This window comes from Clostridium yunnanense, from assembly GCF_016595795.1.
GTDB lineage: Bacteria > Bacillota > Clostridia > Clostridiales > Clostridiaceae > Clostridium_AR > Clostridium_AR yunnanense.
Window position 1 is genome coordinate 58,457 of the sequence record NZ_JAENHN010000046.1, and the last position, 24,803, is coordinate 83,259.

Below are 24,803 nucleotides of genomic sequence, written 5' to 3' on the forward strand. Positions count from 1 at the left end.
ATGAAACCCTTTGATAATTTTGATGAGAATATCGATAAATATTATGATGGTTCTCTAAATAAAGAAAGCAAGGAAGAATCAGATTTAAAATCTATTTTAGATAAAATGTCTATTGCAGAAGATTTGGAGAACAATGTTTCAGTAAATGTAGATATAAGTTCTATTGTGGAAAATGGAGAGCAAATCCGTTTTGAAAAGAAGCTTAGAAAAGAAACCTTTAAATTTCTATTGTTTTCGGCATTTTTATCAGTATTTATCGGCTTTATGTATATGAGAGTTTCGTTATATATAACCTTTGCAATTCAGTTCATAACAATGATATTTTTACTAATCTTAAACCAAGTTTTTCTAAAGAAAAACACAAGGAGGGAGGCCAAGTGAACGGGATTAATGTAGTAACTATTACAATTCTTCTTATATTAGTTACCATACAAGGAACTATTATATTTAGGGATGCTGTTAAAAAGAAGATTCCAAACCCTTGGATTTGGGGAGTCATTGGTCTCATGAACATTCCAAGCTCAGCGATAATTTATCTTATTTATAGAAAGTTATATTTTAAAAAGAATAGGAGTTAATCTTATGAGTATAGATTTTACACTTTTAATGCCTGTTTTATTACTTCAAGTAATCTTTTCTATTTTTTGCTTTATAAAACTTATTAAAAATCCGGTAAAGCATCTTCCAAAGTGGCTTTGGGCAATATTGTGCCTAAACACCCTTGGCTGCATTGTTTATTCAACCTTAGGAAAGGATGAAGAATGATGGAAAGTCTTCAAGCTAAAGCTGAATTCACTTTAGAGCTTAATTCTTTAAACAAGAACTATGGTAAAACTCAAGTGCTTAAGGATATAAATATAAAAATTCCTAGAGGAGTTATATATGGGTTTATCGGTGAAAATGGTGCTGGCAAGACTACAACTATGAATATTATCTGTGGCTTAAAAAAGCCTTCTTCAGGTAAGGTTATCTTTAGAGGAAGAGAATTAAGTTATGATAAAGAGAGAGAAGCTATAGGTTATCTTCCTCAGCAGCCTAAGTTCTATAGTTATATGAAGGTTCATGAATATCTAAATTTTATTCTTTCACTTTCAGAAGCAAAGGATAAAGCTTTTTCAACTGAGGAACTGCTTTCAATAGTTGGTCTTAAGGATGCATCTAAAAAGACAATAAAAACACTTTCAGGAGGTATGCTCCAAAGGCTAGGTATAGCAGTTGCCATCTGCAATAATCCTGAACTTGTTATATTAGATGAACCTACCTCTGCTTTAGATCCTGAAGGACGAAGAGAAGTTATGAATATCATAAAAGGCCTAAAAGAACGAGGAATGACAGTATTTTTCTCAACTCACCTTTTAAGTGATGTAGAAAATATCTGTGATTATATCACTATAATTCATAAGGGTGAAATTCTAGCCTCCACTACTCTAGCTTCCCTTAAGGATAAGTATAGAGCTTGTTATTACGAAGTCAAATTTGGTAATAAAGTAGAGCCTAAAAATTACCCAAGCTTTATAAAAGATATAAATATCAAGGACGATATAACTCAGATTTATACTGACAATACCTTAACCGATGAGAGAGATATGTTTAATTATTTATTATCCTTAGGCTCTCCTATAAAAGCTTTCACAAAAAAAGAAGTATCCTTAGAGGATATATTTTTTACCATTATTGAGGGAGGTGTCACAAGTGACCTTTAAAGCGTACTTAAACAAGGAATTTATAGAAGCTAATAGAGAAAATAAACTAATAATACTATTTACGGGCTTCTTTTTCTTTAGTATAGCGACTCCTCCAATGCTAAAACTTACCCCAAAGATTTTAGAAAAACAGTACGGTACTGATATGTCTAGTCTCTTTAAAACTAATGCAGTTGATTCTGTTGCAAATTATTTAGGAAGCAATATGCCTCAAATTTGCATATTGGTTTTATGTCTTACTTTAGGTGGAATTCTTTGCAATGAAATATCAAAAGTAACCATAATACTTCCCATTACCAAAGGAGCTTATAAAAGTTCCATTGTAATTGCAAAATTTAGCTTTTATGCGGTTGTATTATTTATAATAAGTACAATTTCTGTACTTACTAATATATATTATTCTTTTTTGGTATTTGATCAAGCATTTCCTTCCATTAAAGCTGTTATACTATGCTGCTTACTTGTATATTTGTATGTGTTGTTTATGGTTTCAATAATATTTTTGTTTAGCAGTCTTTTAAAGAAAGCTATGGGAGTTGCTTTAATATCCATGGGAATTAATATTATCCTTACACTTTTAAGCACCTTCAAATATTCCCTGAATCCATTTGCACTTATTACTGAAGCCTCAAAGCTTTCAACAGAACTACCAATTAAGACCTTTTTGATAACAGCTATTTTAACCATTATGGCTTTTACTTCTTCAGTGCTGATATTCAAAAAAAGAGAGATAGATGCTTAAATTCAGATAATGCAATAAATCCAAGTAAAATTATAGCTACAATAAAAATAATGCAGCCACTTTTACTAGTGGCTGCATTATTTTCTCATTAATTACACTTACACATTAAATATCTGAACATTAATCTCTAAATCATCATCTTTTTCTTTTGTTTCTATATATTTAATACCTTGATTCTCATAAAATTTCATCCAAAACTTTGCTGCAAGCTTATTAGTTGATATCTGCACTACTTTGTATTTTCCTTTATATGTGTCCATCAAAATTTTAATTGCCTCATTTGCCATTCCTTTATTTCTAAAACTCTTTAGAACAAATAGTTCATGTACCACATAGTTAATGTCTTTAGGAGCATATTTTCCCGTATTAAAAAGGACAAAACCTGCCACTTCTCCTCGGTAAGTTATAAAAAAAGGATTTAAATCCTCAGATTTAAAATATAATTCTAAACCCTCATATTCAAATTTTCCATCCTTATTAATTTTCAAATCATCTGCAAACTCTGATAGGTCATGTAAATATAAGCTGGTTAAGTTTTCAAGCTTTGCTTTTGAGTCTATAGTTACTCTTTCTAGTGCTACTTCCTTTAAATTCATTTTATAACTCCCTTACTAATTATTCATACAAATTATATCTATATCTGAGCTGCTTCTAAATTGAACTTCAATTTTCAAACTCTCCTCTAAGAAACCAGATAGTTTTTGAAAATGGATTTCATATTAGAATGTTTCACCTTTAATTTGAAATTTATAGACATACTATACAATTCATTTTCTTGCTAAATACAACTCTATTGTGTCATGAATATTGAACAAATCACCATTTTTCTTAATGATATATTTAATTTCATTTTCAAACAATTGCTTTGAAGGTTCTGTCATAGTTATGTGATCAGAGTAGGTGTTTAATAAACAAATATATTCTTCCGAGGTAAACTTTCGTGTACCATGATATAGCTTCACCTCTACATCTCTAAAGCCGTAAGTTTTAATAGTTTCTGATATTCTTTTATATCTTTCACTACTATTTTCTAATGCCTTATCTGCTGATGGCCAGTATTTTTCATATACCTTTTGAATTTCCAGATGCGAAGAGTAACTTTCTTCTGCTGGAGCTGGTTTGTTCCAAAATAAAGCTAAGGTTCCGTTATCCTTTAACAACCTCAATACCTTTGGGTATCCAATACTGTCTGGAATCCAATGAAAAGCAGTAGCAGAATAAAGAAGATCTATACTGTTATCATCACACTGAAATTCTTCAAAGGAAGTGTTATAAAGCTTAAAATTTTTATATTGTTTAAACTTTTCTTTTGAAAATTCCGCAAGTTTATGTCCAAGTTCAACTGCTGTTACATTATACCCTGCATTAAGAAAAGGAGTTGTAGCTTGTCCTGTTCCAATCCCAACTTCTAATGCATTTTTACCTTTACTAAGCCCAGAATACTGGAGTATATCTTCAAATAACTCTTCACAATATGTTGGTCGCCACTTTTCATAATTACTAGCATCTTCATTGAATGTAAGTCGCTTATCCATCTTTCCACTCCTTTTCAGATCACAAGTGTTTTGTTTTTTACATTTTACAATTATAACACTTAAATACAATTTATACCATAAAGTACAATAAAGTCTTCATCATTTTTAATATACGTATGAATTAGTTTATATCTAGATGAACCACTTCATATTAGAACTTATATTTTCAAATTCTCCTCTCAGAACCCAGAGGAGTTTTGAAAATAGATTTCGGATTGAACTGGTTCATCTTTAACATCACACCTCAAATACCCAATGCTTTAGAAAACAGAAAAAGCACTCATCCTGTAAAGACAAGTACTTTTTATTAAATACCTTATTAATTTTGCGTCATCCATAATCTTTAAAGTAGAAGATTCTAATTATCTATTAAATATTATGATTTTATCATAGAATCCTTAATAGGCATAAAATCGCTCCATCACACCATCTTCTTAAAATGTAATATCAGTATCTCTCATTTCAATTTCAGTTCCTTCTGGAGCTTTTATTTTGAATAAACTTTCTCCAAGCACCTCATAAACAACTTGCCCATTTTTAAGTTTAAAATCCTTATAGCCTAGAGATTTAATTCTTTCATATTCCTTCTCTACATTATCAACCATAAATGCTAGATGAACTGGGCCAGCATTTAATGAACTCCACTTATTAAATTTCTCGCCTTCTTTAGGTGTTTGAAGCTCTATCATAAAATCTCCAAAGCTTATCCATGTATTATAGGCTCTTCCGTGAAAATTTGGAGTTTCACTAACTATATTGAATCCTAGTATTCTTGTATAAAAGTCTAATGACTCTTCATACTTCTCAGTTTGAATACATATGTGATGTATCATTTTTATACTCATAATTATTCCTCCTAAAATTGTTTATTAACTAAGCAATAAATCACTTTAATAATTCACTATTAACTATTTATAAATTGTACCACGGTATCTGTAAATTTAGTAGGTTCTTCATCGTGTGGTCTATGATCACTAGGATGAAAGTTTGTAAGTATTTTCATGTCATATTAGAGTTAAAATAACTCAACCATACTGTAGTTATCCTACGACTCTGAGTAGTAGGATAATTTCACAAAGAATAAAAGAAAAACACACTGATAAAATTATCAATGTGTCGTTTTTGTTGTATTACTTAAAAACTTATATCAGCGTACATTCCCCTGTCCTTTACGCTCTCTTTTTACTTCATACATAGCTTTATCTGCTTTTTCAATCAAAACATCCAGCTCAATGCCATCTTCTTTAAAAAGGGCATATCCAATACTTGCTCTAAGATTTATTTCCTGGCCTTCAAATTCGAAAGGTTTTGTGATTTCAAAGTCCATTGTATGAATCAATGAATTAAATTCATCCTTGTCCACTAAATTTGCAACAATGATTCCAAATTCATCTCCACCGAGTCTAGATACGGTGTCTTTTTCTCCCAAAGTGCCGTTAATTCGCTGGGCAACTTCTTTTATTGCTGCGTCTCCCGCTCTATGTCCATAATTATCATTTATCTCTTTAAGCCCGTCCATGTCTAGCGTAATGATTGCAAACTCTTCATGTTTTCTTGAAGCCAGTGATAACCTTTGTCTCAAATTATCATAGAATAAAGATCTGTTAGATATTCCTGTGAGATTATCATGTGTTGCTTTATAAAACAACTCACTTTCACCATTTTTCATTGCGTTAAACATCTCTGCTGCGATAAGTCCTGACATAAGTTCTAGAATTTTAATGTCATCGTCACTGAAGTGATTAGCTCTTGCAGAAAGAACCTTCATTACACCAACCACATCATTCATGCATATTAGGGGCATCACAATCATGGAATTAAGACCGATTTGTCTACATGCTGCTTTGTTGACTCTATCGTCACTTTCAATATCATTGCTAATCAAAGGGACCCTCATCTTTATGCATTCCCCTGAAAGGCTACCTTCAATATTCAATCGTAACCCTAAAAAACTCTCAGCCATCCCAGATGCAGCACTGTAAACCAGTTCTTTTTTCTCAATTAATTCAACGGAAGCACCATCTGCATTAGTCATAAGCTTGGTTCTTTGCGTTACTAAATCCATTATGTTACCAAGATCCATCCCCTGTTGAGCTACCTCAGTCTGCACTTTAATGATTTCTAGTAACTTGTCATTACTTATACTATTTTGGTTCAAAACTATCCAGCCACCTTTTCTATTTCTATTAATTATAAATTTTTTCCTAAAAATTAATTAGCTTCATATCTAATAATTATAGCTTAAATTGTACACCACATCAACATTCGACATTATTCTACAAGTTGTTTTTTTGAGGTATCCCTATATTCACTATTTTCCACTTAAAGTTTGTTATATCAATGAATTGAAAAAAACTCATGTTGCTTATGGTACGTTTCACTACAATATTTGTAACCCGCCATAATTACAATAATAGGTCATAAAAACCTATTCTAGACTTACCTTCTTAATCTAGTACTCAGGTAATCCATTAAATTAATCTTATAACTGAAACTTAATATTCATATGTGTCATTGCGTTTATAGAAACTATATGGTATATTATGGTTAAAGCTTAATAGTAAATTTTAGGCGAAAGGAGTGAATTTTTTTATGCAAAAGTTATATGAGGTGATTTTTAAATAATTGCATATAGGTTCAAAAGCATTTTTTAAGAGTACTTTCCTACTCTTTATTTATTGTGCCTTTTGAACAACTTTGATTTAACCTTTCAGCCTTAATAGTTAGTATTTAGAATTCACGGTACAGGTTAGCGTGTATTTTTTATGTCCAAATATTAGGTATACCACAGTAGGTTAATCTTGCTGTGGTATTTTTATATACTTTTTTATGTACTTTTTATATAACTTTATCTCTAATTCAATTAAGCTTTAAAATTTATGAAAGAGGTTACGTGAATGTTAAAATTAAAATATTTGTTTGATAATAAAGATTTAGCACATATGATACTTGAAAATTGGGAGTATGATCATGACGATCCTAATCTTTTAAAGTATTATAGAATTTCATCAAATGCAGTTTATTGGTGTAGGAATCAAGGCGAGACTTTCTTTCTTAGATTTACACCTACTGAAGAAAAACCAAAAGAAAAAATACTTGCTGAACTGGAGTTTTTGAGCTATTTAAGAAATAATGCTTATCCTGTAGTTGAAACCATACTGTCTAAAGCTGGCAACGAACTTGAAGAAATAAATACCCCTTGGGGAAGCTTTTATGCCGTTGCCTTTAAAGAAGCCTCTAGAAAACAAATGTCAGAAATACCTTTGACAAGGGATTTAATCTTTGGTTTAGGTAAAGCCTTAGGAAAGTTGCATAAATTAAGCAGTGAATTCAGCCCAGTAAATAATAAACGAAGTGATTGGAAAGAAACATCATGCTGGATGGAGGATGTATTATCAAATTTTCCTAACGAAACTGCTGCTAGAAATGAGTTATCTATGCTTAAAGATTATTTTTCAAAAATGCCAACTACTAAAGAAACCTTTGGTCTTATCCATTATGACTTCGAGCTTGACAATCTGTTTTTTAATGAAATCACAGAAACCTATACACCTATAGACTTTGATGATTCCATATATCATTGGTATGCATTGGATATCGAACAATCCTTAGGTAGCATCAAAGAAGAGATACCTGAAGAACAAGTAGAACTTTCGGTAAATGAGTTCATCAATGGTTACCGCTTGGAATATGATATCTCTGATGAAATGCTCAAATTATTACCTATCTTCAGAAGATATGTTAATTTATATGGATATGTACGAATACTTCGTTCTATAGAAGAAAGCTTGGACAATGAACCTGACTGGCTTATAAATCTGAGAGCTAAATTAGAAAATTCCTTAAATAATAGAAAAGCTGTCTTTACAATGCCAATTTAATTTATTATAGAAAGAGTGTATCTGGGAGCTTAATGTCTTACCCAAATACACTCTTTTCTTTCTGAAAAACACACTATAAGAAATTTACATCACAAGTGCACCATTTGATATTCAATTGACATTTCTCTTGAAAGTATAATAGGTTCCTACAAAGTAACATATAAGTATAAGAAGCATTAAAACAACTCCAAAGGTCACACTTAAAACAAAGGTTGTGTCTCCAACAAAAACTGTAATTATATCCTTATAAAACAAATAATAATTATATATAAATATTGCAGTCCCAATCATTGCTATAGTAATAGGAACTATAAAATATATTGAAATTTGTTTTAATATAATCTTATTTATTTCATTTTTTTCAACACCTAACCTCTTAAGCACATTAAATCTATCCTTATGCTCTATAGAATCAGTAAGTTGACTAAGTGATAAAATAGTTAAACTTATCATTAGAAGTACTCCACCTAAATATATGCCAAGAATTCTCATAGCTAAAGTTGTATTTAAGATAGTGTTTGTTTCTAATGATTTTATCCTTGTTCTAATTACATTTTGTGCTATATCATATCTGTCGATGTACTTTGCTGTGAACTCAGCATTATTTTTTCTAAACCAATTATCTACATATTTATATTGAAAATCATTGGCTTCTTCATAACTCATTTCATGGTTAAGATTAGCTACAAAATTAGTTTCTATATGATCAAGTTTATCACATACTTTATCTGGTAAAATTATAATATTTTCTACAATCTGGTAAAAACCTTCTCCAATGGATTCTTTATAAACTGAATTCTTGCTGATTTTATATGTTACACCATTGATATTCAAATTAGAATGTTTAGTTACATAGTCATTTATTACTTCATCTGTAGTAGCATTGTGCCATTGAGTGGTAAATTCATTGTTTTTAAGTTCTATTTTCTCATACCCAAGCATACTTCTTAGTTTATTAAAATCACTTAATTTAATTGCTGATATAGGCTTACTATTCCCTTCTAAATTTACTATGTATTTTTCTACCTGACAGTAATCCATTACATCGTAACCTTTATTCTTTAAATAATCGACAACTTCGCTATAATCTAACTTAGGTAGCTGTCCAGAATCCTCTAGCTTAGCTTTTGCTAAAAAATTAGCACTATAATTATTTCTTATATCTATATCATATGGAACTCTCATGTTTAAATATCCCAATGCCCACTGAGCCATTACAATTGTTATTATAAAACTTATCATAGCTCCTAAAAAAGTCATTGATAACGTGGCCATTAATATCGGTGCAGTCTTTACTTTAGATACTATTGACCCTATTAAAAATAAATTTGTGCCTTCATATTTAAAATTAATCCTCTTATTTTTTATGTAAATCATTATATATGCAATTGAATAAAATAACGCGTAAGTCCCTATAATAAAAGTAATTAGTGATACACCAATATATATTAATGATTTTACACTATAATCAATTTTTGAATTTATCAATTTAAAAGTACAACTACCACAAATAGTATATAAAATTATTGAAAATGCAAATATTATACTGTATATTTTACCACTTCTTTTAAACTGGAACTCAACTTGTTTATTCGCATTCAACATGTCTATAACTTTGATTTTTCTTAATACCACAACATTATATAATCCTACTATACAAAACATTATTATAAAAAATATAAATGTAATTCCAACTGTATCCATATATAACCTTAAGCTAAATACTACTTCTTGTTTAGCACTTTTTAAGACTATAGCTGTAATTACTTGCGAAAATAATGTCCCTACGAATATTCCTGCTATTATAGCTAAGATTCCCACTACAAGAGTTTCAATAAAAAACATTAATGCCACGCTTTTTTGTTCTGCTCCCAGCAATATATATGTTGCAAATTCTTTTTGTCGTCTTCTTATCATATATTTATTTACATAAGATACAAGCAAAATAAGGATTGCTGTAATTATATAAGTTGAATACTTTAATATTAATTCTAAAGTTTTAAAGTTATAGGATTTTTCAGTAATTAGTTCATAGCTTGAACTAGAAAGAGATGTAATTGCATAAAATAAGCTCACACATATTGTTATTGTTATAAAATAAATTAGATAGTCTTTTATAGATTTTTTCGCATTATTTTTGGCTAACTTAGCGTACATCTCTAACATCACCACCTAATAACGCTACTACATCTAATATCTTATTAAAAAATTGCCTTCGTGTATTTTGACCTTTTACTAACTCTGTAAATATTTTTCCATCTTTAATAAATAATATCCTGTCGCAATAACTAGCAGTAAAAGAATCATGTGTTACCATTAATATTGTTGCATCTAAATCTTTATTTAAATTTGATATCATCTCTATTAATATTTGAGCAGATTTTGAATCAAGTGCTCCTGTTGGTTCATCAGCTAGTATCAATTTAGGATTAGTTACTAACGCTCTTGCACAAGCAGTTCTTTGTTTTTGCCCTCCTGATACTTCATACGGATATTTTAAAAGTAGATCTTCTATTCCTAACTCTCTTGAAACACTAAACACTCTATTATCTATTTCACTTTTTTTGGTTTTATTTAAGGTAAGAGCTAAAGCTATATTTTCATGGATAGTCAATGTATCTAACAAGTTAAAATCTTGAAATATAAAGCCTAAGTTTTCTCTTCTAAACTTTGCTATATTTTTTTGATTTATCTCTGTTAAATCTTTTCCATCTAAATAAATATTACCTGAACTAACATCATCAATTGTCGCAATCAAATTTAACAATGTTGTCTTACCTGATCCAGATGGCCCCATTACGCCAACAAATTCGCCTTTTTTTACATTAAAACTTATATCATCAATAGCTTTAACTACATTCCCCTTATTTCCATAGTATTTTTCAATATTACTTATTTTTAATATTTCACTCATTATTAATCACCTCAAAGATATTTTAACTTATATATCACATGCTAGATTCGATTTAATATTACTTTTAGGTGACAATGTTGTAACCTTACTAATTTATAACTTACAAAAGCTCCCTATAGGAAAAGTAATAATAACTTTTGTATATGTATTTATTTCTGATTCTATATCTATTAATAATCCTAATTTATCACATAATTTTTTGCATAGATACAATCCAATCCCAGTAGATTTGTTACTCAATCTGCCTACATTTCCTGTAAAACCTTTATGAAATACCCTATCTGTTTCATCCTGAGGTATACCTATTCCATTATCTTCAACGATTAATTTAATCCCATTTTTTATAACAGATAAATATACCTTAACTTTTGGATTTTCATCTTTCCTATACTTTATAGCATTTACTATTATCTGATTTAGAATAAATTCAAGCCATTTACTATCGCAATATACTGTCCTATCTAGATTATCAATATCTATGTTTATACCATTTAAAATAAAGCCTTGTTTATTTCTTGTAACTACACTATTCACACAATGCTGTAAGCTTATTTCCTTCACAAGATAATCTTTATCTACATCTTCAGTTCTTGCATAAAACAACGCTTGCTCTACATATCTATCAATCTCTTCTAATTGCATAAGTATTGCTGAACTCTTAGTTGTTCTATTATTTTCTTCTATTAACTTTATAAGAGCTATTGGAGTCTTTACTTCGTGAACCCATTGTTCTATATACTCCTTATAATCTTTAATTATTAATTTTTCTTTATTGATTTCTTCTCTCATTGCTTTGCTTGATCTTTTTAAAAGATAGTAATAGGGCTTTGCTTCAAGAAAAGGTGGGATTTCTAGCACTTCGCTTATTAAGTATTTTTTATCTATTTTTGATACGTATTTTTCAACTAATTCAAAATAGTCTTTTCTTTTTTTATAAGCAGTGAAAAAGTAAACAAGTAAAACACTAATCCATGACGATGCTATTATCACTATTGTTGCAAATTCATTACCTATACTTAGAAGAAATATAGATAAGACTATCAAAGCTACAATATTTAAAGATATTGTTCCAGCGTTACATTTTAAATAATCTTTTAAACTCATACTATATAACCTTGGCCTCTTTTAGTTTTAATAAAACAATCCAGCCCTATTTTTTCTATTTTGCTTCTTATTCTTGTAATATTTACAGTGAGAGTATTATCATTTACAAACATAGAATTGTCCCATAGATACTCCATAATTTCAACTCTAGATACAATTTTTTCTTTATTGATTAATAGGTAATATAATATTTTTAATTCGTTTTTTGTAAGCTCTTCGCTATAACCACTATGTTCAATAGTACTTGTTAAGATATTTAACTTCAGCCCATTATATTCAATTACCTCTAAGTTAGAATCATTGGGGTATGCTCTTTTAATAAGTGCATTTATTCTAGCTAAAAGTATTTGGGTATTATATGGTTTTGTAATAAAATCATCTCCACCTAAGGTTATTGCCATAAGTTCATCTATATTTGTATTTCTACTTGTTATAAAGATTATAGGTACCTTTGAAAAGCTACGTATTTCAGTACATATCTTAAATCCATCATCATTAGGTAAATTTATATCTAATAAAATCAATTCTGGACTATTTTCTTTTACTATTTGTGGTATGTTATCAAAAGTTCTCGGTTTCAACACCGAATAACCACTTATCATCAACAAGTTCCCTATTTCATTTTGAAGCTGTTCATTATCATCAATTATCATTACTGTAAACATGCTTTTCTCTCCATTTATCATTTCTTTTATCCTATTAATTATTTTATCTCACTTACTACACAACTTCAAAATAAATATTGAAAAAATTGGTTTAACGTTATATCACTTACAATTTTTCCGTTCTTATATTGTGACATCATTTTCACTTAAAAACTTCAATAAATCATTATTAAGTTTCACAACTTCGTTGTTTGCGCTACTGGCATAATCCGGTAGCATCATATCCTTCACCATTTTAGATCTTAGCCACATCATAAAGAAAACTTTCAGAATGAAATTTGGAGATTTAAGCACAATTTTAAATGCAGAGGGATTAATAGATACTCCAGCTTTTTGTATTGCCCTTAAATATGCTTTTAATGTGATTGTTATTTTGTGTGCCGTTTTTCTGGTTCTTGCTGTTTTTTCATTACTTATGTTATTTTCAAAATATAAACCGCCCAAAAGTGCAATATCCGATATTGAATGTGTTATTAGAAATGCTTTCATATCCTTATTAATTGTATAAGGAAGTTTTGCTGTTTCAAATAATTTTGCGAGGTTTTCTATGCGTTCTGTCACTAAACCATTATTTTCTCCAAACATAGAAGCCACTAAAATCTTTGGTGGGATCCTGGCATATAATATCCCATCTTTTATCTGCCCTCCAAAACCAGGAAAACCTGGTAAAAGTCTATCTCCAACAATATCTTGCCAAGTCGAAAACCCAATTGAACTGTTTGTCATCGTAACTATATTTTTGCTTTCATTGTCTTTTAGTGCTAACAACGCTGATTCAGACTTATCATAACGGACTGTAACGAAAATAAAGTCATATACATCATCATTTTCAAGCTTATCAATGACCTTTACTTTTATAGATTTAACTACACCTTTTTCACTATATTGTAGTCCTTTCTCTTTCAATGCTTTAAACCTATTAGAACGTGCAAACATAGTAACGTCAATTCCTGCTTCAATAAATTTCATTGCGTATATGCTTCCTATAACACCTGCACCAAAAATTAAAATTCTATTTTGTCTTACAGACATAAAACCACTCCTATTTTATTGATAATATATTCTCTTGATTATAAGACAACGCGTTGTATAATAGGATTGTAAAGCTTTATTATAGCTTTATCAACCATCAGTTTTTCATTATTTGTTGGATGATATTTTCGTTCATAACAAGGAGGGTAAAATGAAAAAGCAACCTGAAATTACAGAAAAAACAAGGCAAGCATTTATAGATGTTTTTTGTGAGTTATATAGTGAAAAACCCATTGAAAAAATCTCGATTAAAGATATTACCAGTAAAGCTGGATATAATCGTAGTACATTTTATCAATACTTTGCTGACATTTACGAATTGTTAGACTTCGTTGAAGCTGATTTATTGAACTACATAAAAGAGGAGTTTGCGAATAAAGAGGCCTTTACAGATCTTATTGAAAATACACTTAATTGCTTTGAAAAGAGCGAGCATATATCAACTCTCAAGGCTCTGTTGGGTGATTATGGAAGTGTACATTTTTTAGAACGCTTGAAAAGAGAAATTCCATTTGATAAATTAGACTTAAACTTTCCCGAATATAATATTTTAACTCCATACTTGATTGAGTTTTACATATCAACATCACTTTCCTTATTTCGTCTTTGGCTCCGACAAGAAAGGGATTTATCGTCAGAAGAATTGTTAAAGTTAGTAGATACCCTATATACAAATGGGATAACACCGTATTCTAAGTAAAGTTTATTTGCTCATTAAAAAGATATTGGTTTATAATATGGTACTTACGGGTAAGCTATATTTTAATAAAGGAGGTGCCATATTGGATATTAAGAAAATTCTTGAAATCCTTATTATAGGTTTACAAGGCTTATCTATAATAATCATAGTTTGGGGAGTTCTTCTCTGCCTGATAAACTTTATTAAAGTGGAGATCTCCATTGATAATAGATCAAATATAGTTCAAAAGATTACATCCACAAAAAATCATTTAGGCTCTTATATACTATTAGGTCTAGAGGTTCTAATAAGTGCAGATATTATAGATTCTATATTAAACCCTACCATGCATGATATTTTAAGGCTAGCTACTATAGTTATAATTAGAACAATAATATCTTATTTCCTAAATAAAGAGATGAAAGCTACTGAAAATAGTCAACCAAGTTAATTACATTTCTAGTAGTACCAGAATTACCTATAGAATTCAATCTCCTCCTATAGTATAGCTATCAAAACTCAAATAAATATCTCAGACATATGAAAAACCAGGATATTCACTACCCTGGTTTAATAATCATATAACTCTATTCTTACTAAAATTAGATTCATTCCATAAATCTTGTCTACCCTCACTTCTTATATAATTAAGATACTTGCAGAATAAACTAAAAGCAAAGCCATTATTATATTCACTGTAACTCTATGCTTTCACAACTTCCTTTTTGCGATTATTAGTTAAGAAGAAAGCTGGAATCAAGGCAACCACTAAACTAACAACAGTAAATACAAAAGAATTATGATAAGAAGTTAAAAGTAAGTCTTTTGTTGGTGCTTGTGATCCAATTGAATGTTGAATGATGGTAGCCAAAATCGCAGTACCAATTGCTCCTCCAATGTTTTGCAGCATACGTGTGGCAGTGGTTGCTTCGGATATTAATTCCTTTGGAACATTATTATAAGAATCAGACATTACAGGAATAGTTAAACCACCTTGGGCAATGCCACGAATAAATAGCACAAGGATAATCCAAAGATTACTTGTTGATGCTGTAAATAATGTAAATGGTAGTGTTCCAGCAATTCCAATAAACACTGAGACTTGTACCACAATCCTAGCTCCTAATTTATCTGTTAGTTTTCCAACTAAACTTCTAGAGACCAAAAGTCCTATACCTTGGCTAATTAAATAAATACCTGACCAAACAACACTAAGTCCTCTAATATTTTGTAGATAAAGCGGTAATAAGAACATTACTCCATTCACTGTCAATCCTGACATCACAAGCAAAATTGTTGATGCTGAGAAATTTTTTATTTTGAAGAGTTTCAAACTTACTAGTGCACTCTTTTCTTTTAAAATAGCATAGGCTACATATCCACCCATAAGCAGAACACTTATTATTAATGGTAAAACTGCCTTATTTGAAGTACCTGATACTAATTCACTTACCTTTGAAATTCCTAAAATGAAGCTAGTGAAGGATCCACCTAAAAGAACAATACTTGGAATATCTAATTTTTTTCCTTTCTTACTTGGTTCAAAGTTTGGTAAGCCAAAAATAATTAATGCTGCTGAAATAATAACTATAGGAACATTAATATAAAAAATCCAGTGCCAATCCAATGAGTTTACGATGAAACCACCAAAGGTTGGTCCAAGAATTGGAGCTAAAACAGCAGGAATACCGATAATTGACATTAGACTTCCTAAGTTTTCACCACCTGAGGAACGAACAATTAAGGTGGTGAGTAGTGGTATTATAATCCCACTTCCGATACCTTGAATAACTCGTCCAGCAATCAATAAACCAATTGACGTAGAAACTGATGCAACCACTGATCCAGCTAAGAAAAACATCAAACCATAAAGATAAAGTTTTTTTCCATCAATCCATTCAATAGCCCAACCTGTAATAGGAACAATAATCCCTAAGGCTAATACATACCCTGTGCTTACCCATTGAATACTATCAACTCCAGCACCAAGATCCTTCATGATCGTATTTACTGCAACATTTGTCATTGTTGCATCTAACATTGGAGCTATTGCACCTAAAACTAATATAAGTGCTATTACAACTATTGATTCGCTTCTTTTCACTTCATTTACCATGATACACCTCCAAAAATATAAGATACTGTAGTATCTTATTTCTATGTGGTATATAATATGCCCTTATGTTATAATTGTCAATAGAAAAAATTTTTGATTGAGGGAATTTTTATGATAAAAAATAGGCGAAGAGGAAAAGAATTAGAAGATGCAATTCTTGATAGTACCTGGCAGCTACTAAAAGAATGCGGTTATGAAAAGCTTACCATGGATAGCATCGCAGAGAATGCTAGCACAACCAAAACTGTTCTTTATCGCAGATGGAGTGGAAAAGCTGATATTATTATATCAGCTGCAAAGCAGCACTTACCTGAGTTTAAGCTTAAAGATCCTAATACTGGTGATTTAAAAAATGATTTAGTTGAACTTTTCTTTCCTGTTATTGGTATTATAGAATTGCTAGCTGAAGATACAGTTCGAGGAATTTTACGTGATCAACTGCAAAAGGTTTCATTCATAGATATTTTGAGCACAATTAATTCAGAAAATGTTCTAACTCCAATACTAGAGCAGGTATTTAATCATGCACATGAGAGAAAAGAAATAGATAAAGAAAAACTCACAAATACTACAAAAGCTCTACCAATGAATTTGATTATAAATGCAGTATTAATTGGAAATTTAAATAAGAACACTATAATACATATGGTTGATGATATCTTAATTCCAACTTATAAACATACTTTGGACATGTAATATCACATTTGTTCATAAAAAAAACTTATTGAAGCGACTTCTTCAGTAAGTTTTTTCTACTTATTTATACTTGTTCGATAATCCCGGATTCTGGAGATTATTGGGCACGTATAAATCAATAGTTGAGTTATGAATCCTATAAACAATGAATCACATGTAACTTTATAAAAACTTTATAAAAGCTTTAAATTAACTTTAATTTCACATACTATAATAATCTTGTATTTCAAACTATCACATGGATTGACTATAACAAACAAAAATAGGGAGTAAATCGTATGGAAAGTATTCAAAGCAAGTTATTAAAAGCTATATTGAAGATTGTTAAACTAAAAAAAATGTGGGAAGTAACTGGCGATGAATTAAGAAAAAATATAGAGAAGAAACAGTTATCAGAAAGCCATGAACCTCCAAAAAAAGTTCAAAGAGATTATAACATTAGTGAAAAGGAGTTTAATGGTTATTGTTGTTATACAATGAAACCGTTAAACAATGTGGGAAAAAAGCATATTCTTTTTCTTCACGGGGGCGGGTATGTATATGAGATTATGAGTCCTCATTGGGAGTTTTTAGGCAGATTAATAGACTCCTTAAATTGTACAATCACTGTTCCAATTTATCCTTTAGCTCCAAAGCATCAACACCAAGAGGTTTTTGACATGATTGTTCCCATATATCAGCAAATTATTTCAGACACAAAGTTTGAAGATGTTGTAATTATGGGTGATTCAGCAGGTGGAGGAATGAGTCTTTCTTTAGCACAATTGTTAAAAGAAAAGGGTCTGCCACAACCTGGCAATATTATTCTTATATCACCTACTTTGGATATGACATTCAGTAATCCAGAAATACATGAAGTAGAAAAACTTGATCCAATACTAGCTGTGCCTGCGATTGCTGATATAATGAAGTGGTATGCAGGAGAGAAGGGTCCAAAACACTACTTAATTAGCCCTATATATGGTAACTTGGAAGGGCTAGGTAAAATTAGTTTGTTCATCGGTACACATGATATATTGTATCCTGATGCTAAAAAATTCAAGAAAATAGTAGATGAAAAAGGAGTAAAAATAAATTATTATGAATATACTTCAATGATTCATATTTGGCCATTATTTTTCTTTCCTGAATCGAAACAAGCAACTAACCAGATTATTGAAATTATAGAGTCATAGTAACACCTTAATGCAATTTAACACTCTTCATTAACATATCACAATTCTCTCATAAAAACTAACCAAGGACTTACACTATCACAGTAAGTCCTTCTTATTAAGTCTATTTCAGAAATATTTAATATATTAAGCTCCAAACTCTGCACCATATAATTTTAGTTAATATAGATAGGCAAGTTCCAAATGAAATATATATTTTATAATTCTATTACATTAATGGTTGATAGAAATATCTCTTAGTAATATTTACATAGAACTGGAGTATCTATTCCGCTGAATTGATAAACTACTTAAATCATTAACTCCCCTGGTTCAATAATTCTTTAGCTTTATTCTTACTAAAATTAAATTCACTCCATGACTTTTCTCTATCAAGGGTTTCTTTTCTGTATTTCAAATTTCCATTTATAATATCTTTTATAATATTATCGCCTTTGTCTCTAGCTTCAATCAAATAAGGAACCGCTTCATAAGACAAGGTAGTCAAATAATAAGCATCTAACTTTCCAGTTTCATTAAATCGCTCTATATTTTTTCTAGCTATAAAGCCATCTATATTCATATAGTTTATTACAGTATACATACTTATTGTTATCACAATTATGCTCTTCATTATAGGAATCTTTCTGTACCAAATACCAGCAGCCACAACTAAACAAAGTGTGAAAAGTAGCAGCATGAATAAATGCACTGATACTCTTAAGAAAGTATATCCAAAGGCGTTCTCATACAAAGTAAGCTTAAAGTTTGCAGAGAAAAGCATATTTAAAGTGAAGGCTACAAGTATAGTTAAAAGAACATTTGCAGTTCTTAAAATCTTTGTATTTTCTTTATTTATACGCTTTACACAGCTTAGCACTATTATAAAATTAATAAAGTTAACCGCTGCTAACTCAAAGAAGCCTTTTCTAGCATAATCAGCATAGGTAAATCCTGCTGGAAGTGCCACCTTGCCTCCCCCGTATAAATATGAAAATTGAATAATAGTGAAAACCAAATATAAAACATTTAAGAATATTAATACAGTTATTATAGTGATGCCTCCCCAGGCTGCAGCAGGAGATTTCGCCACTTTCCCTGAAGCTTTTCTCTCACTTTGAAAGCTCCAAACATAAGCAAATAGATAGAAAAACACAACTAAACTCACTATTGTATGTGGTATAAATTCACCTGTATCTATATTATTGAAAACATTTGTGATGTTATCAAAGTAGTAACCAAAAACCATGTCTGCAGAGCTTAATAGTACTATTAATATTACAAGTAAAGGCAAAGAAACAAGTATACCAATTAATATCTGTTTTTTTCCTTCCTTAATCTTAACAGTTTTCCCCAACTTAATTGAAGCCTTTAAAATTGAAAATGGTTTCCCAACATTATTGAACATATCTCCTACTGCTCTTCTTAATATTTCAACTATAAAGCTAGCTTTATCCCATTTAAGCTTAGGATTTACTATCAAAATAGAGCTTGCAATCATAAGAATTGGAACCCCTAAAAAGTTGAATACATTAAATACTTGATTTGTATGAATCGTAAAACTAAAAGACAGCAATGCTATTGGTATAAGTAAAAACCATCCAAAGCTTTTTTCTACACTTCTAGCTCTTATGGACCATAAGAAAAATCCTATGCATAACCCTATGAATATAAAGTAAGATACTCCAAAATTTTTATCAATAAACAATCTGTCAAAGGTCACCCCAAGCAGTAGTGAAAATAATATACAGTACAGTCCATCTTTAGTTTTAGTTTCTAAATTTTTATTATCTTCCATTTCATCACTCCCCTATTATCCTCTAAACTCTAAAATATCTCCCGGTTGGCAATTAAGCTCCTTGCATATAGACTCCACTGTAGGAAATCTTATTGCCTTTCCAGTGTTTATTATGTATAAATTTGTATTGGCACTCATAAATATCAAAACCATTTGCCAACTTTCTGATTTCATAATACTATAAATTTTTAATAATTTCAATAACTTTTTATTGTTTTTCAATAAAAAGTTATTGAATATACATAAACATATTTTAGTTCGGTTAATAGAAAGACGAGTGGCCACTTTGTAAATTGAAAAGCAATCTTTCAAATTTACAATTATACAGATGTACAACTCACCATGTCTTAAAATCAGGATATATTTAAGATATGCATCTTTAAATATATAACAAAATAAAAAGAATAGCCCTAATAGCTATTCTTAAGTAAAATAATAATTTCATCTTTATATGTCTTTGTTTAATATATTAAACACATAGTTAACAAACACATATAAATACGTTAAATATGTAATTATCCTATAAATATATATCAGAAAATTCTATATTAGTAGCTTGCACAAGACGATCATCATTCATAAGATCAATCATTATGTTCTCATTGCACTCTTCTACCGCAGTTTCATCTGGAAGAAGTATCGTAAAGGTAGTGCCAATACCCTCCTTACTTTCAACTGATATGCTACCATCTAAGGCCTCAACAAATCTTTTTACCAAGGCTAATCCTATACCTGTACCTTCTGCTTGTCTTGACAATGAACTATCAACTTGTCCAAATCTCTCAAAGATTACATCTAATTTTTCCGGAGGTATCCCTATTCCAGAATCCATAACTTCAACGCATATATTACCTTTTAACATGATTAATTTTATATCGATGTTTTTACCTATAGGGGTAAATTTAATTGCGTTAGATAGGAGGTTTAAAATAATTCTCTCATATTTTTCATCATCAATTCCTATTATCTTTTTCTCAAAGGAAGATTTAAATTTAAGTTTTATTTCCTTTTGCAGCGCAAACTCACATACAGATTCAACTATAGCTTTAGTAAGAAAAACTATATCTATATTCTTTTTATGTACTTTTATATGTCCTGCATTAACCCTGGTAATATCAAGAAGATTATTAACAAGTCTTAGCTGCCTATTAGTATTTTGCTTTATAGTTCCCACATACTTTTTAATAATATCTGTCATTTGATGGGGATATACAAGGTTTAAAGTTTGTATCGCCATATTGATGACGTTAAGTGGTGTTCTAAACTCATGTGAGATAATTGATAAAAACTCATCCTTCATCTCTATAGCTTTTTCAAGTGCTTCATTCTTTTCACGTTCCGCAGCTAACAATCTTTCTTGAGCTTCTTTTAGTGCTTGCTGGCTTGTCATAAGCTCTGTGATATTAAGGGAGTTTATCATCCCATATAAAAAGTTACCTTCTTCATCATGAATTGGCGTTCCACTAGTAACAGTGTAATTCAGCCTATCATTTAAATTGAAAGCCAAAACCTCCCCCCTTACACATTCTCCGTTCTTTACACGACAAATAGGAGTTTTATCAAAAACAACGTTTTTCCCATCTAAATCGTAATACTTAATTTTTTTGCCTATATCTTTAGACTTATTTGATTTGGCTGAAAAATCTTCTCTCGCCTTTTTACTTGTTATTACATATTTTTCTTCCCTATCGAATACATAGATATACTCTTGAATATTATCAAGCATAGTGTCCAATAATTCTTTCTGCTTCCGTAATTCTTCTTGCTGTCTTACCTTTTCAGTGATATCACGATTGGTTTCAAGCACTATCTGATGTCCATGTTCATCCACCACTAATTGATGTCTTGTCTCAACTATAAGCTTGCTACCATCTTTCCTAGTGTGCTCTATATTTCCACTCCAAACTCCTTCTCTTAAAAGTATTGGTCTTATATTATCGAAGGGTTCTGGATGTACTGTTTTCAACAAGTCATGACTAACACAACCCATAGCTTCCTCACCACTGTAACCATATTGCTGCGCCGCTCCTTTATTCCAGTAAGTGATGCCTCCATCTAATTTCCAAGCCAAAACAGCTTCAGACGAAAGGTCTAGTAAGGCCGCCTGCCGCCTTAACTGTTTATTTTGTTGCTCAATAATCTTAGCCTGCTCTTCTACTCTTTTCCTATCTAAAACCTTGTCTGTTACATCTGTTGTAATCTCAACACAGTATTTTAAAATACCATTCTCAAACACAGGAGTGAGACTTGCCTGCCAGTAGGTCACACCTCTTACAAACTCATACATATACTCATCATTATAAAATGGTTCTTGTGTTGAAAGTACATTCTTCCATATATCTTCAGAAGTACTACCAGACCACCTTGGTATAAATTCAGATATTCCTTTACCTAGAGAATTCTCTTTATTATTAAATGGCTTGTCAAGAAAATTAAGCCAAGTCTGATTTGCCTTTAGTAGAGTTATATCAGGCATACTAAAGATAGCAACACCAAATACATTATGAGAACTTAAAGCTTCTAGTGCTAAAAACTTCATATTAAGACGAGAATTAGGCTTTTCAGAGAAAATAAATATTTCTCCATTGTCGTCTTCTTTAACATATATATCAACAAATCTAACTTCAAGCGATTTTGTAAACAAAAAATATTCAGCAGATTCATCTATATCCCCATAGTTAACATCTGGTCCAATTCTTAAAGTTGTAAATACATCTTCTATATTTTTATTTAAAAGTTCCTGAGCTCTAAACTCGGTCATATCTACAAATTCTTCACTAACCTCTACAACAGCGCCATTATCTACCACAATAAAAGAAAGCTCTTTAACGCCTCTTAATGAAGTACTACTATTCATAAGAATCCCTCCAACCTGCAAAACAGCTGTATCTTACGTTTATTTAAATGCTAACATTGTAACATCTAATTCCACTATTTACTATATGTTTTAGAAAGTTTATTAATTTCTTATTCAATCCTCATTTTACCATTCATCTTTGGTAAGTTCTAGACCAAAACAAATTAAAAAATGGTCTAAACATTACTGTTTAAACCACTTTTTATTAAAACTTGCGTGAATAATAGATAAAAAGAGATCCTTTTACAAAGGACATAAAAAGTGCAACTACTATTAGTGTCAGAAATGCTATTTGATTAAGAAATCCAGTTATTATAGCAGCGATTTGAATTGTTGCTAAACAAAAGTCAAACCCTACTCCACCGAATTTACTCACAATAAATTTTTTTCTTTCATCGTTCTCTTTTATATACAATTGTCTTAATTTTTCTTTGTCTTTTAGTGCTTTTATATATTTTTTAATGTACACAAGCACAATACCATGTGTACACACAAATGTCCCTATCTGATAACCACGTATTATATTTGTTATATTTCTATTACCATGAGCTATGCTAATATTATTAAAATAGACACCTGCCATAATTATTAGAAAAATCGCTAATACATCCCCTAAAATCATAAAAACTATTCTTTTCTTCAAATCACCCTTAAATTTCTCCACTATATAACTCCTCCACTTCTGAAAAATCAAATACCTCTTCAATGGGCAACCCAAAGTACTTTGATATTTTATAAGCTAGAACTAAAGAAGCCGTGTACTTTTCGCACTCTAATGAAGTTATTGTCTGCCTTGTAACACCTACTGCAGATGCTAATTCTTCTTGAGATAATCTATGCTTTTTTCGCAATTCTTGAATTCGTGTTTTCACAAAACAAACCTCCTAGCAAAGTATACTTTGCATCTTTAGTATAGTTAACTTTGCATAAACTGTCAAGTAAGCTTTGCAAATTATCCGGTATTTATTTTACACAATTACAAATTAATGTTATAATTAACAAAAGTTTATGATGTTTCACATATTTGCTTTTACTATTACAACTATATAGGGGGGAATAAGTACATGTTATTTAAAGATATAGAAACAGAAAGATTACTGCTCAAAAACATATCTATTGATGATAGGGATTTTATCTTCAGTGAATTTTCAGATGGTGTAGTGAACAGATATTTATTTGACGCTGAGCCGTTGACTGAAATAGAAGGTGCTGATGAGATAATAGATTCTTATATACAACCTGAGCCACGGTTACAACACCGCTGGGTCATTATACAAAAATCAGATGGATCAAAAATAGGCACATGTGGTTTTCACTGCTGGAACCAGAGAGAAAGTAAGGTTGATGTAGGTTATGATCTAAAAGAAAACTATTGGGGAAAAGGTTATATGAGCGAGGCAATGAAAGAAATCATCGCATTTGCTATAGATAAGATGAAAATAAAGCAAATAAATGCATGTATTTATATTGATAATCAAAAATCAATTCATCTTGTTGAAAATCTTGGATTTACTTTATCCGGTTCATATTATGAGTTATTTAGAGATAAGAAATATCCTCATAACATTTACTCTTTGTATATATAAAACGCTTCATATTGACATATCAAAATACTACTGGGTTAATGTTATTCACCCAGTAGTATTTTTTTATAAGTATTATTTAAGATAGCATAGAATCTAAATTACTATTAAACAAATATATTATTTTCCTAATGCTTTGTTTAATATATTTCTTTTGTAGTTTTTAAGTTTAGCTAAATCATGATTTTCAGCATATATTCCTACAAGTATTAAAGTAAGTCCTAATCCCACACAAACTCCCTGAGTAAAACTTGGTAGCAAGTTAAAACGACTTGAAATTATACCAATAGCATTTAATAATAATCCAAAGTTTATATAATTATTAAGTTTTTTCATATCTAAAA

26 protein-coding genes and 1 pseudogene are annotated in these 24,803 nt (G+C 30.3%); 11 read left to right on the forward strand and 16 right to left on the reverse strand.

What is annotated here, in order from left to right; all coding sequences use genetic code 11:
- From JHL18_RS16485 to JHL18_RS16505, 5 genes are read left to right on the forward strand one after another with little or no spacing between them, the layout of a single operon-like run.
- Positions 1 to 381: a phage holin family protein gene (locus JHL18_RS16485; RefSeq protein WP_200271187.1), complete on the forward strand. Its 381-nt coding sequence runs from the start codon at positions 1 to 3 to the stop codon at positions 379 to 381.
- Positions 378 to 578, forward strand: coding sequence for a hypothetical protein (locus tag JHL18_RS16490; protein ID WP_200271189.1), 201 nt, complete (start codon positions 378 to 380; stop codon positions 576 to 578). Before JHL18_RS16485 ends, JHL18_RS16490 begins: the two co-directional genes overlap by 4 nt.
- 4 nt (positions 579 to 582) lie before the next feature.
- Complete coding sequence (locus tag JHL18_RS16495; RefSeq protein WP_200271191.1) at positions 583 to 765, forward strand: PLDc N-terminal domain-containing protein; 183 nt, start codon at positions 583 to 585, stop codon at positions 763 to 765.
- Positions 765 to 1,703 (forward strand): ABC transporter ATP-binding protein, encoded by a 939-nt coding sequence (locus JHL18_RS16500; RefSeq protein WP_200271193.1) that lies wholly within the window; start codon positions 765 to 767, stop codon positions 1,701 to 1,703. Before JHL18_RS16495 ends, JHL18_RS16500 begins: the two co-directional genes overlap by 1 nt.
- Positions 1,693 to 2,445, forward strand: coding sequence for an ABC transporter permease subunit (locus JHL18_RS16505; protein ID WP_200271195.1), 753 nt, complete (start codon positions 1,693 to 1,695; stop codon positions 2,443 to 2,445). The genes JHL18_RS16500 and JHL18_RS16505 overlap by 11 nt, the downstream gene beginning before the upstream one ends.
- Positions 2,446 to 2,543: 98 nt before the next feature.
- On the opposite strand, the gene JHL18_RS16510 is transcribed toward JHL18_RS16505, so the two are convergent.
- The 4 genes from JHL18_RS16510 to JHL18_RS16525 all read right to left on the reverse strand — a co-directional run bounded on the left by JHL18_RS16510 (position 2,544) and on the right by JHL18_RS16525 (position 6,138).
- Positions 2,544 to 3,041 carry a GNAT family N-acetyltransferase gene (locus tag JHL18_RS16510; RefSeq protein WP_200271197.1) on the reverse strand — a complete coding sequence of 166 codons (498 nt, stop codon included), beginning with the start codon at positions 3,039 to 3,041 and terminating at the stop codon, positions 2,544 to 2,546.
- Positions 3,042 to 3,212: 171 nt separating this feature from the next.
- Complete coding sequence (locus JHL18_RS16515) at positions 3,213 to 3,980, reverse strand: class I SAM-dependent methyltransferase (RefSeq protein WP_200271200.1); 768 nt, start codon at positions 3,978 to 3,980, stop codon at positions 3,213 to 3,215.
- A gap of 434 nt (positions 3,981 to 4,414) precedes the next feature.
- Positions 4,415 to 4,825 (reverse strand): VOC family protein, encoded by a 411-nt coding sequence (locus tag JHL18_RS16520; protein ID WP_200271202.1) that lies wholly within the window; start codon positions 4,823 to 4,825, stop codon positions 4,415 to 4,417.
- Positions 4,826 to 5,127: 302 nt separating this feature from the next.
- Positions 5,128 to 6,138 carry a sensor domain-containing diguanylate cyclase gene (locus JHL18_RS16525; RefSeq protein ID WP_200271204.1) on the reverse strand — a complete coding sequence of 337 codons (1,011 nt, stop codon included), beginning with the start codon at positions 6,136 to 6,138 and terminating at the stop codon, positions 5,128 to 5,130.
- 739 nt (positions 6,139 to 6,877) lie between these two features.
- Here JHL18_RS16525 and JHL18_RS16530 point away from each other — a divergent pair.
- Positions 6,878 to 7,861 (forward strand): phosphotransferase enzyme family protein, encoded by a 984-nt coding sequence (locus JHL18_RS16530; protein ID WP_200271206.1) that lies wholly within the window; start codon positions 6,878 to 6,880, stop codon positions 7,859 to 7,861.
- Positions 7,862 to 7,972: 111 nt separating this feature from the next.
- Here the strand turns inward: JHL18_RS16530 and JHL18_RS16535 are convergent, their stop codons facing one another.
- The 5 genes from JHL18_RS16535 to JHL18_RS16555 all read right to left on the reverse strand — a co-directional run bounded on the left by JHL18_RS16535 (position 7,973) and on the right by JHL18_RS16555 (position 13,576).
- Complete coding sequence (locus JHL18_RS16535; RefSeq protein ID WP_200271209.1) at positions 7,973 to 10,018, reverse strand: FtsX-like permease family protein; 2,046 nt, start codon at positions 10,016 to 10,018, stop codon at positions 7,973 to 7,975.
- Positions 10,008 to 10,775: an ABC transporter ATP-binding protein gene (locus tag JHL18_RS16540; RefSeq protein WP_200271211.1), complete on the reverse strand. Its 768-nt coding sequence runs from the start codon at positions 10,773 to 10,775 to the stop codon at positions 10,008 to 10,010. The genes JHL18_RS16535 and JHL18_RS16540 overlap by 11 nt, the downstream gene beginning before the upstream one ends.
- 93 nt (positions 10,776 to 10,868) lie before the next feature.
- On the reverse strand, positions 10,869 to 11,879 hold the full coding sequence (locus JHL18_RS16545) for a sensor histidine kinase (protein WP_200271213.1): 1,011 nt from the start codon (positions 11,877 to 11,879) through the stop codon (positions 10,869 to 10,871).
- On the reverse strand, positions 11,876 to 12,544 hold the full coding sequence (locus JHL18_RS16550; RefSeq protein WP_200271215.1) for a response regulator transcription factor: 669 nt from the start codon (positions 12,542 to 12,544) through the stop codon (positions 11,876 to 11,878). Before JHL18_RS16550 ends, JHL18_RS16545 begins: the two co-directional genes overlap by 4 nt.
- Before the next feature lie 123 nt (positions 12,545 to 12,667).
- A complete protein-coding gene (locus JHL18_RS16555; protein WP_200271217.1) occupies positions 12,668 to 13,576 on the reverse strand; it encodes a ketopantoate reductase family protein in 909 nt (302 codons plus the stop codon).
- A gap of 151 nt (positions 13,577 to 13,727) precedes the next feature.
- Here JHL18_RS16555 and JHL18_RS16560 point away from each other — a divergent pair, with 151 nt between their 5' ends.
- Complete coding sequence (locus JHL18_RS16560; protein ID WP_200271219.1) at positions 13,728 to 14,276, forward strand: TetR/AcrR family transcriptional regulator; 549 nt, start codon at positions 13,728 to 13,730, stop codon at positions 14,274 to 14,276.
- Positions 14,277 to 14,313: 37 nt separating this feature from the next.
- Positions 14,314 to 14,706: a DUF1622 domain-containing protein gene (locus JHL18_RS16565; RefSeq protein ID WP_200271477.1), complete on the forward strand. Its 393-nt coding sequence runs from the start codon at positions 14,314 to 14,316 to the stop codon at positions 14,704 to 14,706.
- A gap of 252 nt (positions 14,707 to 14,958) precedes the next feature.
- Here JHL18_RS16565 and JHL18_RS16570 read toward each other — a convergent pair whose 3' ends face one another.
- Entirely contained in the window at positions 14,959 to 16,371 is a 1,413-nt protein-coding gene (locus JHL18_RS16570) for an MDR family MFS transporter (RefSeq protein ID WP_200271221.1), read from the reverse strand.
- A 111-nt stretch (positions 16,372 to 16,482) separates the two neighbouring features.
- On the opposite strand from JHL18_RS16570, the gene JHL18_RS16575 reads away from it, so the two are divergent.
- Together JHL18_RS16575 and JHL18_RS16580 are read left to right on the forward strand one after the other, a co-directional pair.
- Positions 16,483 to 17,067 (forward strand): TetR/AcrR family transcriptional regulator, encoded by a 585-nt coding sequence (locus tag JHL18_RS16575; protein WP_200271223.1) that lies wholly within the window; start codon positions 16,483 to 16,485, stop codon positions 17,065 to 17,067.
- Between the two features lie 278 nt (positions 17,068 to 17,345).
- Positions 17,346 to 18,242, forward strand: a complete 897-nt coding sequence (locus JHL18_RS16580; protein WP_200271225.1) for an alpha/beta hydrolase fold domain-containing protein — start codon at positions 17,346 to 17,348, stop codon at positions 18,240 to 18,242.
- A 298-nt stretch (positions 18,243 to 18,540) separates the two neighbouring features.
- Here JHL18_RS16580 and JHL18_RS16585 read toward each other — a convergent pair whose 3' ends face one another.
- The 5 genes and pseudogenes from JHL18_RS16585 to JHL18_RS16605 form a co-directional block, all read right to left on the reverse strand.
- Positions 18,541 to 20,019, reverse strand: a complete 1,479-nt coding sequence (locus JHL18_RS16585) for a DUF4153 domain-containing protein (RefSeq protein ID WP_200271227.1) — start codon at positions 20,017 to 20,019, stop codon at positions 18,541 to 18,543.
- Positions 20,020 to 20,034: 15 nt separating this feature from the next.
- Positions 20,035 to 20,148 (reverse strand): annotated as a pseudogene (locus JHL18_RS16590) (helix-turn-helix domain-containing protein); the annotation flags it as partial.
- Positions 20,149 to 20,539: 391 nt separating this feature from the next.
- A complete protein-coding gene (locus JHL18_RS16595; protein ID WP_200271231.1) occupies positions 20,540 to 22,876 on the reverse strand; it encodes a sensor histidine kinase in 2,337 nt (778 codons plus the stop codon).
- A 205-nt stretch (positions 22,877 to 23,081) separates the two neighbouring features.
- Entirely contained in the window at positions 23,082 to 23,540 is a 459-nt protein-coding gene (locus tag JHL18_RS16600) for a hypothetical protein (RefSeq protein WP_200271233.1), read from the reverse strand.
- Positions 23,527 to 23,748 (reverse strand): helix-turn-helix domain-containing protein, encoded by a 222-nt coding sequence (locus JHL18_RS16605; protein WP_200271235.1) that lies wholly within the window; start codon positions 23,746 to 23,748, stop codon positions 23,527 to 23,529. The genes JHL18_RS16600 and JHL18_RS16605 overlap by 14 nt, the downstream gene beginning before the upstream one ends.
- Positions 23,749 to 23,940: 192 nt before the next feature.
- Here JHL18_RS16605 and JHL18_RS16610 point away from each other — a divergent pair, with 192 nt between their 5' ends.
- Positions 23,941 to 24,462, forward strand: coding sequence for a GNAT family N-acetyltransferase (locus JHL18_RS16610; protein ID WP_200271238.1), 522 nt, complete (start codon positions 23,941 to 23,943; stop codon positions 24,460 to 24,462).
- Positions 24,463 to 24,579: 117 nt separating this feature from the next.
- Here JHL18_RS16610 and JHL18_RS16615 read toward each other — a convergent pair whose 3' ends face one another.
- Positions 24,580 to 24,795 (reverse strand): hypothetical protein, encoded by a 216-nt coding sequence (locus JHL18_RS16615; protein ID WP_200271240.1) that lies wholly within the window; start codon positions 24,793 to 24,795, stop codon positions 24,580 to 24,582.
- Between the last annotated feature and the right edge of the window lie 8 nt (positions 24,796 to 24,803).